Source organism: Undibacterium sp. GW821-FHT11B02, assembly GCF_058808955.1.
Window position 1 is genome coordinate 20,727 of sequence record NZ_JBXASD010000008.1, and the last position, 16,589, is coordinate 37,315.

13 protein-coding genes and 1 pseudogene are annotated in these 16,589 nt (G+C 55.2%); 4 read left to right on the forward strand and 10 right to left on the reverse strand.

Going from position 1 to position 16,589, the window contains the following annotated elements; genetic code table 11:
- The first annotated feature begins 13 nt into the window (after window positions 1-13).
- From AC1RVX_RS17990 to AC1RVX_RS18005, 4 genes are all read left to right on the forward strand, one after another.
- Complete coding sequence (locus AC1RVX_RS17990) at window positions 14-565, forward strand: VOC family protein (RefSeq protein ID WP_493217977.1); 552 nt, start codon at window positions 14-16, stop codon at window positions 563-565.
- Window positions 562-1,992, forward strand: a complete 1,431-nt coding sequence (locus AC1RVX_RS17995) for an aldehyde dehydrogenase family protein (protein WP_493217978.1) — start codon at window positions 562-564, stop codon at window positions 1,990-1,992. Before AC1RVX_RS17990 ends, AC1RVX_RS17995 begins: the two co-directional genes overlap by 4 nt.
- Entirely contained in the window at window positions 1,989-3,620 is a 1,632-nt protein-coding gene (locus AC1RVX_RS18000; RefSeq protein WP_493218216.1) for a bifunctional 3-(3-hydroxy-phenyl)propionate/3-hydroxycinnamic acid hydroxylase, read from the forward strand. The genes AC1RVX_RS17995 and AC1RVX_RS18000 overlap by 4 nt, the downstream gene beginning before the upstream one ends.
- 117 nt (window positions 3,621-3,737) lie before the next feature.
- The gene (locus AC1RVX_RS18005) at window positions 3,738-4,439 is read left to right on the forward strand and encodes a GntR family transcriptional regulator (RefSeq protein ID WP_493217979.1); all 702 of its coding nucleotides are present in this window, start codon (window positions 3,738-3,740) and stop codon (window positions 4,437-4,439) included.
- Between the two features lie 62 nt (window positions 4,440-4,501).
- Here AC1RVX_RS18005 and AC1RVX_RS18010 read toward each other — a convergent pair whose 3' ends face one another.
- The 10 genes and pseudogenes from AC1RVX_RS18010 to AC1RVX_RS18055 all read right to left on the reverse strand — a co-directional run bounded on the left by AC1RVX_RS18010 (window position 4,502) and on the right by AC1RVX_RS18055 (window position 16,242).
- Window positions 4,502-4,966: a cache domain-containing protein gene (locus tag AC1RVX_RS18010; RefSeq protein ID WP_493217980.1), complete on the reverse strand. Its 465-nt coding sequence runs from the start codon at window positions 4,964-4,966 to the stop codon at window positions 4,502-4,504.
- Window positions 4,963-7,395: an efflux RND transporter permease subunit gene (locus tag AC1RVX_RS18015; RefSeq protein ID WP_493217981.1), complete on the reverse strand. Its 2,433-nt coding sequence runs from the start codon at window positions 7,393-7,395 to the stop codon at window positions 4,963-4,965. The genes AC1RVX_RS18010 and AC1RVX_RS18015 overlap by 4 nt, the downstream gene beginning before the upstream one ends.
- Before the next feature lie 2 nt (window positions 7,396-7,397).
- Entirely contained in the window at window positions 7,398-8,474 is a 1,077-nt protein-coding gene (locus AC1RVX_RS18020) for a WD40/YVTN/BNR-like repeat-containing protein (RefSeq protein WP_493217982.1), read from the reverse strand.
- Between the two features lie 20 nt (window positions 8,475-8,494).
- Entirely contained in the window at window positions 8,495-9,853 is a 1,359-nt protein-coding gene (locus tag AC1RVX_RS18025; protein ID WP_493217983.1) for a DUF1329 domain-containing protein, read from the reverse strand.
- 18 nt (window positions 9,854-9,871) lie between these two features.
- Window positions 9,872-11,566, reverse strand: a complete 1,695-nt coding sequence (locus AC1RVX_RS18030) for a DUF1302 domain-containing protein (protein WP_493217984.1) — start codon at window positions 11,564-11,566, stop codon at window positions 9,872-9,874.
- Between the two features lie 338 nt (window positions 11,567-11,904).
- Entirely contained in the window at window positions 11,905-12,177 is a 273-nt protein-coding gene (locus AC1RVX_RS18035; protein WP_493217985.1) for a hypothetical protein, read from the reverse strand.
- Window positions 12,178-12,197: 20 nt separating this feature from the next.
- Window positions 12,198-12,314: pseudogene (locus tag AC1RVX_RS18040) on the reverse strand (transposase); the annotation flags it as partial.
- A gap of 684 nt (window positions 12,315-12,998) precedes the next feature.
- Window positions 12,999-14,051, reverse strand: a complete 1,053-nt coding sequence (locus AC1RVX_RS18045; RefSeq protein WP_493217986.1) for a S41 family peptidase — start codon at window positions 14,049-14,051, stop codon at window positions 12,999-13,001.
- Window positions 14,052-14,158: 107 nt separating this feature from the next.
- Window positions 14,159-14,911, reverse strand: a complete 753-nt coding sequence (locus tag AC1RVX_RS18050) for a LytR/AlgR family response regulator transcription factor (protein ID WP_493217987.1) — start codon at window positions 14,909-14,911, stop codon at window positions 14,159-14,161.
- On the reverse strand, window positions 14,911-16,242 hold the full coding sequence (locus AC1RVX_RS18055; protein ID WP_493217988.1) for a sensor histidine kinase: 1,332 nt from the start codon (window positions 16,240-16,242) through the stop codon (window positions 14,911-14,913). The genes AC1RVX_RS18050 and AC1RVX_RS18055 overlap by 1 nt, the downstream gene beginning before the upstream one ends.
- Window positions 16,243-16,589: the final 347 nt, after the last annotated feature.

Below are 16,589 nucleotides of genomic sequence, written 5' to 3' on the forward strand. Positions count from 1 at the left end.
TAAGGAGACAAGCATGTCCAAACTTCCTCGCATTCAATTTACGCATACCGGCATCTTTTGTGTAGATCTTGACATGATGGTTGATTTCTACTGTTCAAAGATAGGCTTCATCGTCAGCGACAAGGGGGTGGCATCAACCGGCCACAGATTGTTTTTCATGACACAGGATCCGGAAATCCATCATCAACTGGTGCTGTTCGATGGCAAGCCAACCGGATTGCCATTTAATCCTATCAATCAGTTATCTTTCCTGCTTGGTTCGCTCGAAGACCTGTGCACCTATTACCGTCAGTTACAGGAATTTGGCATCCAGAATATCGATCAGGTTGACCATGGCAACGCCTGGTCACTGTACTTCAAGGACCCGGAAGGCAATCCGGTGGAAATGTATGTTGACAGCCCGTTCTACACGCATCAGCCTTGCCGTGAACCACTGGACCTGTCGCAACCGGCCGCGCAAATCCTGGCGCAGACCGAAGCCATGTGCCGGCGTCGTCCCGACTTCATGTCACGTGCAGAGTGGATAGAAGCCACCCGTGAAAAGATCCGGCAGCAGCGCGCATGAAGCCCAATTACATTGGGGGTGCCTGGCTTGATGGTGCCAGTATCCGCGAAAACATCAATCCATCAGACCTGAGCGACCGGGTGGGCGAATATGCCCATGCAGATGCCGCGCAGGCACAACAGGCAATAACTGCCGCTGCAAGTGCACAGCACGGCTGGGCCCATAGTGGTATCCAGTTGCGCGCCGATGCGCTTGACTTCATTGGCAGCGAATTGCTGGCCCGACGACAAGAACTTGGCACGCTACTGGCGCGCGAAGAGGGCAAGACCCTGCCGGAAGCCGTGGGAGAAGTGGGTCGTGCTGGCTACATCTTCAAGTTTTATGCCGGCGAAGCGCTGCGGTTGCGTGGTGACAAACATGCGTCCGTGCGCCCACAGGTCGAGGTCGAAGTCACGCGTGAGCCGGTAGGTGTGGTGGGCATCATCACACCGTGGAATTTCCCCATGGCGATCCCGGCATGGAAAATCGCTCCAGCCCTTTGCTATGGCAATGCAGTCGTGTTCAAACCTGCTGACCTGGTACCAGGCTGCGCCTGGGCACTGGCAGAGATCATCAGCCGCGCCGGTCTGCCACCCGGCGTATTCAACCTCGTCATGGGACGCGGCAGCGTGGTCGGCCAGGCCATCATCGATGCACCATCCGTGCGTGCGATCAGTTTTACCGGTTCGGTCGATACAGGCCGCCAACTGCTGTTGGCAACGGCACAGCGCCAGGCCAGGGTGCAGCTGGAAATGGGGGGCAAGAATCCACTGATCATCCTCAACGATGCCGATCTGGATACTGCAGTTGATTGCGCGGTGCAAGGTGGCTATTTCTCCACTGGTCAACGGTGCACGGCCTCATCGCGCTTCATCGTTGAAAAAGGTATCTATCCGGCGTTCGTCAAGCGCACAACCGAGGCACTGACAGCATTGCGTGTCGGCCATGCCTTGCACGCCGACACACAGATCGGACCAGTTGCCGACAGCGGCCAGTTTGCCCTGGATCTGGAATATGTCGCCATCGGTAGGGCTGAAGGAGCACACCTGGCCTTCGGCGGCGAAGCATTGCGGCGTGACACCGAGGGCTACTTCATGAGCCCGGCACTGTTCACTGACGCTGAGCCAGGCATGCGTATCGCACAGGAAGAAATCTTTGGCCCGGTTGCTTGTGCCATTGCAGCCGACAACTATGAGCACGCGCTGGCCATCGCCAACGACACGCCGTTTGGCCTGTCTGCTGGCATCTGCACTACTTCACTCAAACATGCAACGCATTTCAAACGGCATATGCAAAGCGGCATGGTGATGGTCAACGTACCGACTGCAGGTGTAGATTACCACGTGCCGTTTGGCGGCACCAAGGGTTCCAGTCACGGTTCACGCGAGCAAGGCAGCTATGCCGCCGAATTTTTTACTAGTGTCAAGACTGCCTACACCAAGGTATAGGCGACAGACACAACAAGGAGACAACAATGGATGTAGATGTATTGATCGTTGGCATGGGGCCGGTGGGTGCTGTCGCCGCCAATCTAGCCGGAAAATGGGGCTTGAAGACACTTGCCGTCGACAAGGCATTGGCAATCTATGACAAGCCGCGCGCATTTGGACTCGATCAGGAAGTAATGCGGATTTTTTCCAACATCGGCATCGCTGACCAGATCACCGACTACGTAATGCCTTACCGGACTTCAGAATACCGTACCACTGGCGGTGCCGTACTCAAACGCATTGCCCCGGCAGGTGCACCCTATCCACTGGGTTGGGCACCGAACTACGTGTTTTCCCAACCGGCAGTCGAAGGCGCATTGCGCAGTAACCTGAGCAGCTTCCCGACTGTCAGCACCGAACTGGGTACCGAAGTGTTATCAGTAGACCAGGATGGCAACATCGCCAGCGTGCTGCTGCGCGATCAATCTGGCAAGGAACGCCGCGTCAACGCCCGCTATGTGCTGGCATGCGACGGTGGCACCAGTTCCCTGCGGATGACCCGTGGGTTGGAAATGGAGGATATGCAGTTCGATGAACCATGGATGGTGGTCGATGTGATGGTCAAACCAGAGGTGGCTGAGCGCTTGCCTGTCGTGAACATCCAGTTCTGCGAAAGCGAAAGACCATGCACCTACATCGTCGGCCCCGGCATGCACCGGCGCTGGGAATTCATGATCAATGCTGACGAAACACCTGCCAGCATCCAGCAACCAGACGCCATCCGCAAGTTGCTGGCGCGCTGGATGGAACCTGGCGAGTATGAACTGTGGCGTGCATCGGCCTATCGCTTCCACGCGTTGATCCTCAAATCCTGGCGACACGGCAATCTGTTCTTCCTTGGCGACGCTGCCCACATGACGCCACCATTCATGGCACAAGGCATGTGCCAGGGTATACGTGATGCGGCAAACCTGATGTGGAAACTTGCCATGGTTAAGCAGGGGCTGGCCACATCTGCGCTGCTGGACACCTATCAGCAGGAACGCATTCCGCATGTGCAGCAGACCACGTTGGTTACCCGCGAGCTAGGTCGTGTCATTTGCGAGCGCGACCCTGTCAAGGCCGCAGAACGGGATACGCGCATGCTGGCAGACATGGCCAGGGAAACCGGGCCAACCGTGCGCCAGTCACTGATCCCTGGTCTTGGCACCGGCTTGCTGGCACCGCAAGATACCAGTGGTGCGCGTGGCTTGCTGTTTCCGCAACCGCTGGTGGAAAACAGCGCCGGCTTGACAGCCCTGCTTGATGATTTTACCGACACACATTTCCGCCTGGTCGCAGCACCAGGTGCCGGACTGGCGCCGTTGCAAGAAGAAATCCGCAGTTGGGACAGTCTTGCTGCCCTGCCCCTGTCCGTAGTCGCATTAGAGGACGATGGTGATACCCTGCCACGCTCACCTTACGGCATGCGCGAAAAACAAGGCATCCTGGGTCAGTGGATGAAGGCGCATGATTGCCAATTCGTACTGGTGCGCCCGGACCATTACGTCTATGGCGGTGCGGCCACAGTTGCAGAAGGTCTGGCGCTGCTCAAATCGCTACGGCTTGCCCTGGCTGGCGCTTCTCAAGACAACATGGTGTTTTAAACTGATCAGGTCAACCTGGTTGCAACGCCGGGCATTTTCCATGTCCGGCGTATTTATTTGCATTATTTCCATTTTATGCATAAAATGAGAAGTACCCATCTGTCAGGACCAAAAGCCATGGAAAATTCCCCCTCCGCACCAGAGACAGGTAGCTCGCTGATCGACATCGCGCTACAGAAGATGAAGCACGCCATTGTCAGTTGCGAGTTGGCACCTGGCTTCAAGCTCAAGGTGGACAGCCTGTCGAAAGAATACGGCATCAGCAGCTCCCCCATTCGCGAAGCATTGAATCGTCTGGCGCAAGAAGGCGTGGTACACGCCAGTGACAACAAGGGTTTCCGTGTTGCCCCTATCTCGGTGGCAGATTTCGAAGAAATCACGCGCCTGCGTGTCCTGCTCGAAGGTGAAGCACTTGGCGACGCCATTGAACATGGTGACGACGCCTGGGAAGGCGATGTGATGGCCGCTTTCCACCGGCTCAGCATTACAGAAAAGCGTCTGGGCGAAGGTCCGGTCGCGCTGGATGACGACTGGGCAGAGCGTCACAAACATTTTCACTTCACACTGTTTTCAGCTTGCCCTTCCAAGCTGTTGCTGAGTATGGTCGATTCCCTGTTCGACCGGGCTGAACGCTATCGCCGTTTTTCTGCCCTGCATCGCCAGACCGAGCGACACAAAAGCAACGAACACCAGATCCTGATGAAGGCGGTATTGTCACGCGACAAGGAAAAAGCTGTTGCTTTGCTGCGTCGCCATATTGAACGCACTAAAGATAGCGTCACCGAAGCCATACAAAGACAACAGGCGATGCTGCAATAAAGCAGGACCGCCTGTTCAGATACCGAGCGAGCACGCTTGTTGCAAGCCGTGCTTCCCACTTCCTAGTTGTAGATACCTGTCACAACAATAATATTGTCCACCCGTTCAAAATAAGATGAACGGGCTGCCATTGCCTTGGTGACAGGGTTGATCCACTTGAAATCTACCCAGCCAGATCCTTTCTTCTTTGCTATCTCGATCTCTTCACGGACAAAGGCCCTGCCTTCCATATCCTTGATGTCCAGCAAGGCTTTGCCAACCAGTTTGGGCTTGCTGCCATCGGCCAGCAATACGCCGTTCATGTCCATCACGACTATATACAATTCACCATTGACGAACTGGCCGGAAGTATTATTGAACTCTGCCAGCGACTTTTCCTGGCCGTTTTGTTTGATATAACTAATCGCTTTCTTGACAAAGGTGACGGCCTCATCTTTACTGGCTGCCATCGCTGGCGCTTGCAATTGCAGTGCCAGCAGCATTGCCGTCATCATGTGTTTCATGTGGGGTTTTATGCGGATTTTCATGCTACCTCTTTCTGTAATTCACGGTGTGTGACCGTCTCCTTTGCCGACGAAGCCAAGCGTCGCGGATTCAACAAAAAATACGCCAGTGCCGGCAACAGTATCAGCGCGCCCAGCATGTTCCAGATGAACATGAAACCCAACAAGATACCCATGTTCGCCTGGAATTTGATCGGTGAGAAACACCAGGTTGCCACTGCAATACCCAGTGTGACCCCAGTCAGCACCACTACCTTGCCAGTAAAAAGCAGGGCCTTGTAGTAAGCTGCCGACAGACTTGCGCCACGGCGCAATTCAACCAGCATGACCGACACCACGTACAGTGCATAGTCAACACCAATGCCAACACCAAGCGCAATCACCGGCAATGTGGCGACCTTGACACCTATGCCAAGAACCACCATGAGTGCTTCGCACAATACCGATGTCAGCATGAGCGGCAAAACCGCACAAATCACTGCACGCCACGAGCGAAAGGTGACGAACGCCAGCAAGATCACTGCCGCATACACCCACAACAGCATCTGTGTATTGGCTTTCTTGACGACGATATTGGTTGCCGCTTCGATACCTGCATTACCTGCCGCAGACAAGAACTGGATATCCTTGCTGTTGTTGGCCGCTGCAAAGGCTTCCACTTCTTGTACGACAGCATCCAGCGTATCGGCCTTGTGGTCTTTCAGGTAGACGTAGACAGTCAGCAAATCGCAATTCTGGTTCAGCAACTCACGCGGGGCGCGGGTGGTGATGGCGTTGAGCATGTCTTGCGAGCGCGGCAAGTCAAACCATTTCAGGCTGCCCTCGTTCATACCGGCTGATGCACGTTTGCTCAAGGTGGCATAGGAATTGGTTGATTCGACGCCGGCCAGTTGCTGCAGACGCCATTCCAGCGCTTCGACCTGCACCAGTGTGCTGTAGTTGGCGCACATGTATTGCGGTGTGCGTACCATGACTACGTAGTTGTCGCTGCTGGCGGCATAATGGGCAGCCATGAAGGCACTGTCGAGGTTATAGCGTGAATTGGCACGCAGCTCTGGCGCACCGGGGTCAAGGTCACCTATTTTCAGATGGGTGCTGACTACACCACCCACTGTCGCCAGCACAAGGGCGGAAGCAATCGCGATACCAGCCCAGCGGCGACCAGTAAAACGGTCAAGAAAAGCCCACAGGCCATGCTTGCCCTGAACACCGCCAGTGTTACTTGCTTCCTCGTCACGCAGGCTGCGTTGTGCCGCTTTGGCGCTGACGCCTGTGTATGACAGCAGGACCGGCAACAGGATGAGGTTGGTGAAAATCAACATGGCAACACCGACGCTGGCAGAAATCGCCAGGTCGTGGATCACCGGGATATCAATCACCATCAGCACGGCAAAGCCAACCGCATCCGCCAGCAAGGCCGTCAGGCCAGCCAGAAACAGTCGGCGGAAGGTGTAACGGGCAGCAATCAGCTTGTGCACACCACGGCCAATGTCTTGCATGATGCCGTTCATCTTTTGCGCACCATGGCTCATGCCTATGGCAAACACCAGGAATGGCAACAGGATGGAATACGGGTCGAGGTCAAAGCCCAGCAAAGGCAAGGCCCCCAGCAGCCAGACGGCAGCCACCAGCGAACATGACACCACCAGCAATGTGCTGCGCACACAGCGTGTGTACCACAACAACACGGCAGTGCAGATCGCCAGCGCCACGGCAAAAAACAGCAGCACCTGCCGCATGCCTTCGATCAAATCGCTGACCACCTTGGCGAAACCTGTGATGTGGATACGTACGCCCCGGGCCTCATACTTGGCGCGCAATTGTTCCAGTCGTGTTCCCAGTTGGGCATAATCGATACGTTGTGTACCGGTAGTTTCCATCAAAGGCAAGACAATTACGCTGGACTTGAAATCCGGCGCTACCAGCGACCCGATCTCGCCTGAACGCTCGATATTGGCGCGCAACTCTTCCAGCCGTTGTGGTGAGCCATCGTAGCCATCCGGGATCACCGGGCCGCCGTCCAGGCCTTCTTCTGTCACCCCTATCCAGCGTACCGACGGCATCCAGATCGACTTCATGAAAGAGCGATCCACACCCGGCACCAGAAATAGTTCGTCACTGAGCAGGCGTAGCGTTTCCATATAACGGGCGTCGTAAATGCTGCCCTGCTCGTTTTCGACAGCAATGCGCAGCGTATTGCCCAAACCAGCAAGGTCAGCCTTGTGCTGCTGATAGTTGAGCACGTAGGGATGGCGTGCCGGTATCATGCGCTCAAAGCTGGGATTAAGGCGTACGCCCAGCGCCTGCCAGCCAAGCGCGACTGTCACCATCACAAACAGTATCATCACCGCAATACGGTGATTAAACAGCAGGCGTTCGACGACAGAACCGGAACGGGAATCGAATTGATCCAGATGAGCGATCACCGGATGATCAGGAGTTGAGGTATGCATTATTACTTGCCTTCAATAGCGTTCATAGTAATCTTGGTCACGCCGCGCACGCCAGAGACGAACAGCGTGCCATCACCGCTTTGCACGACACCGGTCAGCGGCGACGACGGTGAACCAGGCTGTGGCTGGAAGCTCTTACCGCCATCCTTGCTACGGAACAACTGGCCAGTTTCATCAGTCAGCAGCAAGCTGTCATCTTTCAGTCGCAAGCCAGAAGTCAGTGAATGCGTGGTAGAAATCTCGCTTTTGTTCCAGGCGCTGGCTGGCGCATCTGACCAATACACGTTGCCGCGCATGCCAAACACCACCACACGCGCCCCCGCTGTGATGGCACCAAAATAGGTGCCTTCATATGGCGTGGTGACAGCCGTAAAATTGCGACCACGATTGGTCGAATAAAACACGGCCCCCTGTTCGCCAGCGATAACGCAGGTATCACCCTCAGCCTCGATGGCGTACAGATGTTTGGCCTTGGGGTTATCGATGCGGTCCAGCGCAGCCTGCCAGGTGGCACCGCCATCGCCAGTGGCGAGCGCCAGCCCAAAAGCACCAATCAACAAACCGTTTTTATCGTCAAAAAAATGAATGTCGAGAAAAGGTTTGCTCGGTCCTTCGACCAGCAAACGTTCGGCATCAGCCAATGCCCGGGTCGGGTCGGCACCGGCAGCAATCCGCCCTTCGCGGACTGCTGTCACCACCAGTTGAGCTGCCATCTTGCCATCCAATTGCTTGTTCCAGCTCTTGCCACCATCACGGGTACGCAACACCACCCCGCTATGCCCGACCGCCCAGCCGTCTTTTGGATTGACGAAACCGGTGCTGACCAGCGATACACTGACCGGCACCGCCGCCTGATGCCAGCTGCCACCAGCATCGTCCGAATAAATGACGATGCCGCGCTCACCAACCGCGACCAGACGCTGCCCTGCCTGAGCGATGCCCAGCATGACCGAGCTGGCGGCTTTGGCGCTGAGAACGGCTGGCCGCTCCAGCACGTCTGGCTCAGCACTGGCTTGCGTCAGCATCGCGCCGAGCGCCACCAACAGTGCCGCACGGCGCGCAAATGGGATAAGTTTCATGGCTCGTTCCCCAATGCCGTCTAGCGGCTGCCCTTGGCGGCCAGATTTTCAGGCGTGAAATAGCTTTCGTTCCAGTGTGGTACCTGCTTGAACTGATATGTTTTTTCAGCCGGATAATTGCCCAGCACATAGGTATTGGCCAGCAGGTTATACAGGCCAAAACTTTGCGCTACCGAGCCCGGTACGTCAGGCATTGCCATCGGCAGTGTGTAGCCTATGCGCCACAACTGACCCTGACCATCCCACATGTCAGCCAGCACGGCAGTGTAGGTATCTTCATCCAGATAGTAGCGGCGTTTGGGGACAGCATGGCGTTTGCCAGCTGCCACCGTGGCTTCCACTTCCCAGACGCGATGCAGTTCCCAGCGCAGATGGTCAGGATTCAAGTGTTGAGGTCCAAGCAAATCACTGGTTTTTGCCTGCCAGGTACGGTTAGTGTTATACGGAATATAGACTTCTTTCTTGCCGATGATTTTCCAGTCGTACCGGTCCAACCCACCTGAGAAAACAAATGCCTCGTCAAAATAGAATGCACCTGATGCCACGCTGTCCGGTGTGTCATAACCCAGCGTCGGTGCCTTGCGCGTGCGCCGCTGGCCAACCAGATATTGCCAGGCCTGGCGGCCTTTGTTGGCATCAACAGTGTCACGCAGCAGGATAGATTCGCCTGCCTTGAACGGTGGCCCATACGTCACCAGCATCAGGTTGTTGTAGTCTCCCTTGAAACTTTCCAGCGAACCGTCCTTGAACCAGTACGGTGACTGCACTTCGTTCAGACCATCTGACGCCATCGTCGATTTGCCATCAGATGTCGTAACAAACAAGCGGAACAACATGGAACTGGCCTGCCCCTTCCATGCCAGCATATGATTCCACATCAACTCGCTACCGGTCTTGGGGACAGGAAATGGAATACCGCCATAGCAACCTTCCAGTGATTGACCAGCATCCGCAGTCTTGCAGCGTGTGGCGTTCTTCAATGTATTGTCGTAGGCCCATTGTGGCATTGCTGCCGTACGGTGGGTTGGATAGACATCAATGCGGTAGCTTGGGTATTTCTTCATCAGCGCCCTGACACCTTCAGTCAGTTTGTCGGCATACTGGTCCATATTTTTGGCATTGATCGAGATCACCAGCTTGTCGGCAGCGAAAGGATCAGGACGTGGGTCGCCATCCTTATAGCCGGCGGGTACTTTGCTGTAACCACCATCCCAGGCAGGAATGGTACCAGCCTTATTACCAGCCTTTTCTGCACCCATCGGGGTCAACTCACTCTTGAGTTTATTAGCTTCTTCCTGACTGACTGCCGCCGTCGCACTGTGTACCAGGCCCAGCATCAGGGAAGCCAGCGCTGCGCGCTTGATCATATTGTGGTTCATCTGCGTCTCCTACTGTAATTAGAATGTGCTCTGCAACGAGAACGAGATAAAGTCCCGGTCCTTGCTGGTTTGTTGATATTGCAGGACAGTTGCCTGCGGTAAGGCGTTAGGCGTGATGAAGGTGCCTTGCGCTCCCAGGAAATGCACCAGATTGATGCCAAACTTAAACTGCTTACGATAATCAAATGTGGCACCAATACTGAAATCGCCACCATGCTCAGCACCACCGGCAAAACGCACACCAGTCGATGAACGACCGCTGAGCGCGTAGCCCAGACCTATCGGCACGCTCAGATCAACACCCGGCGCAACCTGGTAGTACTCTGGCGTGAACAGCAAGCGCATGCCGGTAGCATCACGCGTGCTGCGCGGATCAAGTGCCCCTGGATTGGCAGTGGTGCTCAAGCGACGGTTCCATGCCAGCTCACCAAGAATGGCACCACCGTTCCAGAATGAGCTGCCGTTAAGTACATAGATCGCCGACAAGTTGGCGTGCGCGGTATTGCCGATTGCGTAAGCAGCTGTACTGGTCGTGTTGCCTGCGCCAAAGGCGACTACAGGATCACTGACAAGCGGCGCATCACGTCTGGTGGATATCTCCATCGCCACGTTGGCACCGCCCAGGGTGGTGCTGGCGCTGACACCAAAGGCTTTGATGTCCTGACCATACACTTGCCGGTAACTGCCTATCGACGGTAGTGCCGGATTTGCAGATGGCGTCAGGTACAGATTGAAATCTTTGTCATGATAACGGGTCAGGTAGACACCGAATTCGGCAATTTCACTGTCAGGACGAAAACGCAGTTGCAACCCGCCCTGCCCGCTGTTTTTAGGTGTGATATCGTCCACACGGTTAAAGTAGACATGACCAAAAGAACCAGGCGCAAAGAAACGTTCGGCACCAGTGCCTACATAATCAGCAAAAGAAAAATAACTGCCAGAACCAGGAATGCGGTTGGCACGCCATTCAAACTGGTAGTAACCACCCAGTGTGACATTGGGCGACAGTTGCAACTGGGTCGACAGTTGGTTGACCGGCATCAACAATTCCTTGAACTGCGTGCCCGGCACCGACAACAGCTTGATCACATCGACCGGTGCCTGACCGGCTGCAATGCCGTTATCACCAAAAAACAGTGTCTCGCCGTACAACAAGGTGGTACGACCAAGACGGACACTGACACCCGTACTGCCAAGATCAAAACGGCTGTAGACAAAGGCATCCAGCAATTCAGCCTTGTTGCCGTGCAACTTGCGCGTGGCATCAGTGAATGCATTACCTGCAACACTAAGCTGGCTGGCGGTGGCCGCCGAATTATTGTCGTTGCTGCGATTGTAGACACGGTCATACCAGGCAGCACCAGATATCCGCAACCCCGCATCCTTGTAGCTCAGGTCAAACTCTGACAACAGATCAACCCGGTTCGAGATCAAGCCAGTGCCAAAGTTACGGTCACCATCGTCGGTATTGGCATCGACAATCAGGCCGGGTGCTGCACTTTTCAGGCGGAATGCATTGCTGTACTTGATTGTATTGTCCCACCTGGCCTTGAGATCTGCATTGCCAGTGTCGATTTCCACTGCACTGGCAGACGGCGTTGCGATTTGCATCAAGGCCGCAATGGTGGCCGCAGTCGCTACGGCAAGTCGGCACTGTGGCCGCGAAGAAGCGTGGGGCGGCAACCCCCGCCCATGGGTACCCTTGGTTGTCATGCTTGTCTCCTGTTTTAGCGGCTTGGGCCGCAATTGTTGTCGTTCATCTTCATTATGCATCAATAATATTTTTATGCATAGTTTATTATTTTACGCATATAAAGTAATAACTGCGTAAATACAACAATTTTGAAAAGATATCGTCAATGCAATAAATGCATCAGACATACAGGTCTGCCCAAAGGAGGAAATTCTGGCGTGATTGATCACCACATACATAAAGGCGTGCCGTGTGGAGACTAAGTTTGTTAAAGCCTATGCGTGTTGAAACAAGCTTGCTGTATCCATTCAACCGATAAAAGAGGCTCTCCCAGAACTGATATTTCAGGATACTGCTTTTATGAAAGAAGAAAGAAATGCAAAAAAGTGCAGAAGGACAATAGCCTGGGAAAGAAAAACAAGTGTATCTTGCAGGACAAGATCACTATCAAGAAAGAAATCTGCAATAGATTCCTGTTTTCCTCGATTGCTTTAGCAATCATATTGCGTGTTGCGGGGCGAATTGCATAGTTTTTTGATAATGTTTTGAATTCCCCAGCGATGGCCGCAAACCGCTCGATGGTGCCGGATACCCAAGAGGTGTCAATGCCGTTTGTAGAGGCCAGCTTCATCAGGTCCGCCTTGCTTGGGTTACCGCTTCAACAAACTGACGATTGTTGGTCGCGGGCCTGCCGCGTTCTCCTTTCTTCCCTGGAATAAGCTTTTCAATTTTCTCCCACTGATCATCTCGCAGCATCATTCTTAGCATCCTTGATTCGCCCAAATTCAAGGATGTAAGCACATTTCAGAAAAAGTTAACAGCTATATTGATAAATAAATATGTCAACAGACCCTAGTTCATTACATACTTACTTCGTTTTTCTATTGACGCTTTTTTAGTAATACGATTCGGTGTAGGCTTACTGGCCATGTGAAATTCTGGGGATGTAACTTTGCTTGGCATTTTCCTGCGCCCTGGAATTCGAATCACCGCAACATTTCTAGCTTCGGTGTCGCCTTTGAATTTGATCTCCTCTAACCAACAATTCTCATCTATTGATAGCGCGCCATTTATCTGAGAACACAAATCCGGCACTACGAGGAATCCAATTTTAGGTTGAGTCGCTTGATATGTTGATGTTTGCCCCAAATATTGCTTTGGTGATTCTCTTGATGAATTTTCAGTTCTCGCTTCACTTCTATTACGGACCTCCACGTTGGGAATAATCGGTCGGTCATAGATTTACTTAGATTTCCATTTCCCTGCGGATCGATTGGAATGACAGTCCTTCTAACGGCTGCGATTCGTTCGAGTGTGGGTATTGCCCTAAGCCAGCTACGCTCTTCGAGTGAGGTGGATAGACCTTTTAGTTCTATAGCAAGCAGGCACCATGAAATCTCTGCATTTACGTGACAAACATGAATTTTGCACACAGCACGTTGATATTAGGTTTTAGTGATCTGTAGTAACACGTGGTGCGCCGCTATTAAGTTGTCGCTGCATCAGATCTTTGGCCGCCGCGAGTGCATCGTCCACCTTTGCCGCAACATCCGGGGTGACGCCCGTGCCCTCCCAGTTTGTATGGGTGATTGGGCTGATCGAGCGCTTGCTTGGTATGAAGGCAACAAAATGCTCGCTGAGACGATATGGCCACGAAGCGTTGGCACCGCCCCAAGTGCGTTCGCCGACCACCGTTGCGCGTTTCAGCACCTGCATTTGGTACGCGAATGATTCGGCTGCGGACTTCGTGTTGGGGCCTGCCAGGATGAGGACCGGCTTCTTGCCACCATAGCGTTTGCCTTCAAGCTTATCCTGCGTCCAATACTGCGTGGTGATGCCGGTCGCACGTTCCCATGTGTCGTTGAGGCGGGTGCGCTCGTCAACCAGATAGCTGATCAGTAGCGCCACTGAGTCTCCCCCGCCACCACCGTTGTTGCGCAGATCGATGATGAGGCCATCGGTGTCTGCGAGTTCATTCATCGCTGCGGCGAACTTGTCGGATACGAGGAAAACCGGCCCGAAAGAGGATATCTGCAGGTAGCCAATATTGGGGCTAAGGCGATCAACTTTTTCCACGCCAAGGTTTGATGCGAGGACCCTTTCAAGCACTGCAGGCGGCACCTGTTTTTCCCACGCCGCCCGCGTCTGGGGTGGTGGCGGCATCGCATCATCGGGCGGTACCGGGCGGGCACTGACATCTACTAGCATGTGCTTGTCGTGGACAACACCCTCAATGTCATCCAACAGCTGTTTGGTCAGCTGTTTACCGTCCATGATCCCATCGTACTTGCCCTCGCGCTGGCGCTGGCGCAGGACGACCTCGACTTGTTGGGCTTTGTCTGGAAAAACGTAGTGGGCATTCAGCTTGGCAATCAGCGTATCGATGACCTCCAACCGGGTCGCCCGATCGACCTCTACTGTCGGCGGCGATGGGGGCGTGCTGGCGATTGTCCCAGTCACGGTCAGCAATAACAAAGATAGTGTGACCATCCTTTTCTTTTTCATTATTTTCCTTTCACCTCAATATGTGGAAACGATTAATTGCGAACTGACTAAAAAACGCGCCATTGGCACGAGGGCGGCCGATCAGCAGAAGGGCTTTAACGGCCCTGCTACATTTGGCGGAACTGCTTGGTAAACCCTTCACTAACGGTCAAGCGCTCGGTCCGGCCTTTCAGGATTACCTCCAGCCCGGTGCCGCCGCGCGCCCCGTATTCACTGCGTTCGATCCTGTCAACGGCCTGCAGATTGACGATGGCGCTGCGGTGGATTTGCGCGAACAGCTGCGGGTCCAGTTGCTCGAGCAGGGACTTGAGAGGCAACCGAATCAGCGAATCGCCGTTCTCCGTCACCACCCGCGTATACTTTTCGTTCGACTGGAAGTACAGCACTTCGCTCACCATCACCAGCCGCACCGAATTGCCGCTCGAAGCCTTAATCCACTTGAGGTACACCGGTGCACTCTCCTGTTCAAAAAGCTGTTTCCACACGGTCGGTGGCGGGCTTGGGGTCGTGCGCGACTTCAGACGGCGGATCGTCTGCAGCAGGCGTGTGGTCGTCAACGGCTTGACCAGATAGTCGGACGCGCCGGCATCGAAAGCGGCCAAGGCATAGTCCGCATGCGCCGTAACGAACACGACTTGGCACGACTCGGGAATATGGCGCGCCACCTCCATGCCGTTCAGGCCTGGCATCTGTATGTCCAAAAATACGATGTCCGGTTTCAGTGCATCGATGCCTGCCACCGCGTCGATGCCGTTTTCGACCTGGCCGGCGATTTGCAGTTCGGGCCACAAGGCACGCAGCTGGTCCATGAGCTCCGCCTGCAGCAGAGGCTCGTCTTCGACGATCAGAGCGCTTGGCATCAGGCGTGGCTCCCGACAATAGGCACCACCAACACTGCGCGTACGCCTTGTCCGTCGCCCGGCTCCACAAAAAGGCTGGCCTTCCGCCCGTATAGCAGCAGCAAGCGCTCTGCGATATTCGCCAGCCCCGTGCCTTGCCCGGCTTGTTCGGTCAAACCGACTCCGTCGTCGACCACAGACACGCTCAGCAGCGCGTCCTTCCCGTCGCTATCATACCTTGCGCTGATGGTGATCAGGCCCGGTCGGCTGGCCCGCTCCAAACCGTGTTTGACGGCGTTTTCCACAAGCGAGATCAGCATCGCCGGCGGGAACGGCAGGCTGCGCAATTCCTCGGCCACTTCGACTGCGAAGCGCAGGCGCGCGCCCATGCGGATGCGCATCACCGCCAGGTAGTCGTTAACCAGATCCATTTCTCGCCCCAGGGTCGAGGACACTGAGCGCATATCCGGCATCGCGCTCTGCAGGTAGCCGACCAGGTGGTCAAGCATGTCCTGCGCGGCCTGCTGGTCGGTACGGATCAAGTACTTTAGATTTGCCAGGGTATTGAACAGAAAGTGCGGCTCAACCTGGGCCTGCAAGACTGACAGGCGCGCCTGCAGCGAGGTGCGTTCCAGCTCGCGTTCACGCCGAGCCGCGTCCAGTGCGTTTGCATGGCGCGTGAGGTGCTGGCGCAGTTGAGCAGACACCACCTCGGCGGTCTTCAGCGACTCACCCTGCTGGATCGCGAACCAAGCCAGGCCCGGGCGGCAGCGCAGCTCGATGCGGCAGTTGGGGCCCAAATCGGACGATACCCTCACCTCAACATGGCGCCCCAGCGCCAACGGACGCCAGCGGCCCAGCACGATCCGGCCCTTGAAAGGGTCGTGGACGAACGCCGGCGGGCCGGAGTAGCCAAGTGCAGTGCCGAGCGACAGCCCCGACAAGGATTCGGTGCACAGGTCGAAGGTAGTATAGGTATTGAACGGCGCATCGATGCGACGCGTCACCGAAGAAGCCATCACCTCCGCACACAGTGCCTTGCCCTCCTCGCCCAGCCGGGCGAGAAAGCTGCGGGCGATCCCGCTCGAAATCAGCGCGAGCCAGGCCATCACCGCCAGCGCAACGCCACCGACAATGTACAGAGTCAGCTTGTGGTGCTCTACTTCGCCCGGCGCATCCGGACCGAAGTTCAGCCAGAGCGGCAGCAACGCGATCGCCAGCGACAGGAACAACAGCGAACCAGCGTTGAAGCGCAGCGCCGACTGCAGCAGGTAACGGCGCACCAAGCGGCGGTCATGCTCGACTTCCGATACGGGAGGCGCGTTGAATGGCAGAAATGGGGGAGAACTCATTAAATTCCTCGTGTAGAACTTGCCCGCTATTCTAACGGCTCGGGTGCGCGTGTTTTCGCCCATGCGATAAATGCCCGCAAATCGGGGAGGAAACCGGCGCCGGCAGGATGAATGCCGCCGACCCAATCGCTGCCGGGGCCTGGCGATCCAGAAGAATATAAGCGTGTGCCCCAATTTGGCTGGAGAGGCGCGACAGGCACGCGCATGGGGTAACCGCACTAATACAAACGGCTGGTCAGGATGGCGCTATTGACTAGGCCATGTCAGCCTGGCAATGGAAGTCGCATACCTTGGAAGACATATTTGTAGAACCAGGACCTGAATAATGAGGCCAGCTTAGGCGGTTG

Bases quoted from the DNA above. Each gene is read 5' to 3' on its own strand.
- AC1RVX_RS18015 (WP_493217981.1), bottom strand. From the start codon at position 7,395: ATGCATACCTCAACTCCTGATCATCCGGTGATCGCTCATCTGGATCAA.
- AC1RVX_RS18035 (WP_493217985.1), bottom strand. From the start codon at position 12,177: ATGAAGCTGGCCTCTACAAACGGCATTGACACCTCTTGGGTATCCGGC.
- AC1RVX_RS18050 (WP_493217987.1), bottom strand. From the start codon at position 14,911: ATGCCAAGCGCTCTGATCGTCGAAGACGAGCCTCTGCTGCAGGCGGAG.
- AC1RVX_RS18045 (WP_493217986.1), bottom strand. From the start codon at position 14,051: ATGAAAAAGAAAAGGATGGTCACACTATCTTTGTTATTGCTGACCGTG.
- AC1RVX_RS18055 (WP_493217988.1), bottom strand. From the start codon at position 16,242: ATGAGTTCTCCCCCATTTCTGCCATTCAACGCGCCTCCCGTATCGGAA.
- AC1RVX_RS18030 (WP_493217984.1), bottom strand. From the start codon at position 11,566: ATGACAACCAAGGGTACCCATGGGCGGGGGTTGCCGCCCCACGCTTCT.
- AC1RVX_RS18020 (WP_493217982.1), bottom strand. From the start codon at position 8,474: ATGAAACTTATCCCATTTGCGCGCCGTGCGGCACTGTTGGTGGCGCTC.
- AC1RVX_RS17995 (WP_493217978.1), top strand. From the start codon at position 562: ATGAAGCCCAATTACATTGGGGGTGCCTGGCTTGATGGTGCCAGTATC.
- AC1RVX_RS18010 (WP_493217980.1), bottom strand. From the start codon at position 4,966: ATGAAAATCCGCATAAAACCCCACATGAAACACATGATGACGGCAATG.
- AC1RVX_RS18005 (WP_493217979.1), top strand. From the start codon at position 3,738: ATGGAAAATTCCCCCTCCGCACCAGAGACAGGTAGCTCGCTGATCGAC.
- AC1RVX_RS18025 (WP_493217983.1), bottom strand. From the start codon at position 9,853: ATGAACCACAATATGATCAAGCGCGCAGCGCTGGCTTCCCTGATGCTG.
- AC1RVX_RS17990 (WP_493217977.1), top strand. From the start codon at position 14: ATGTCCAAACTTCCTCGCATTCAATTTACGCATACCGGCATCTTTTGT.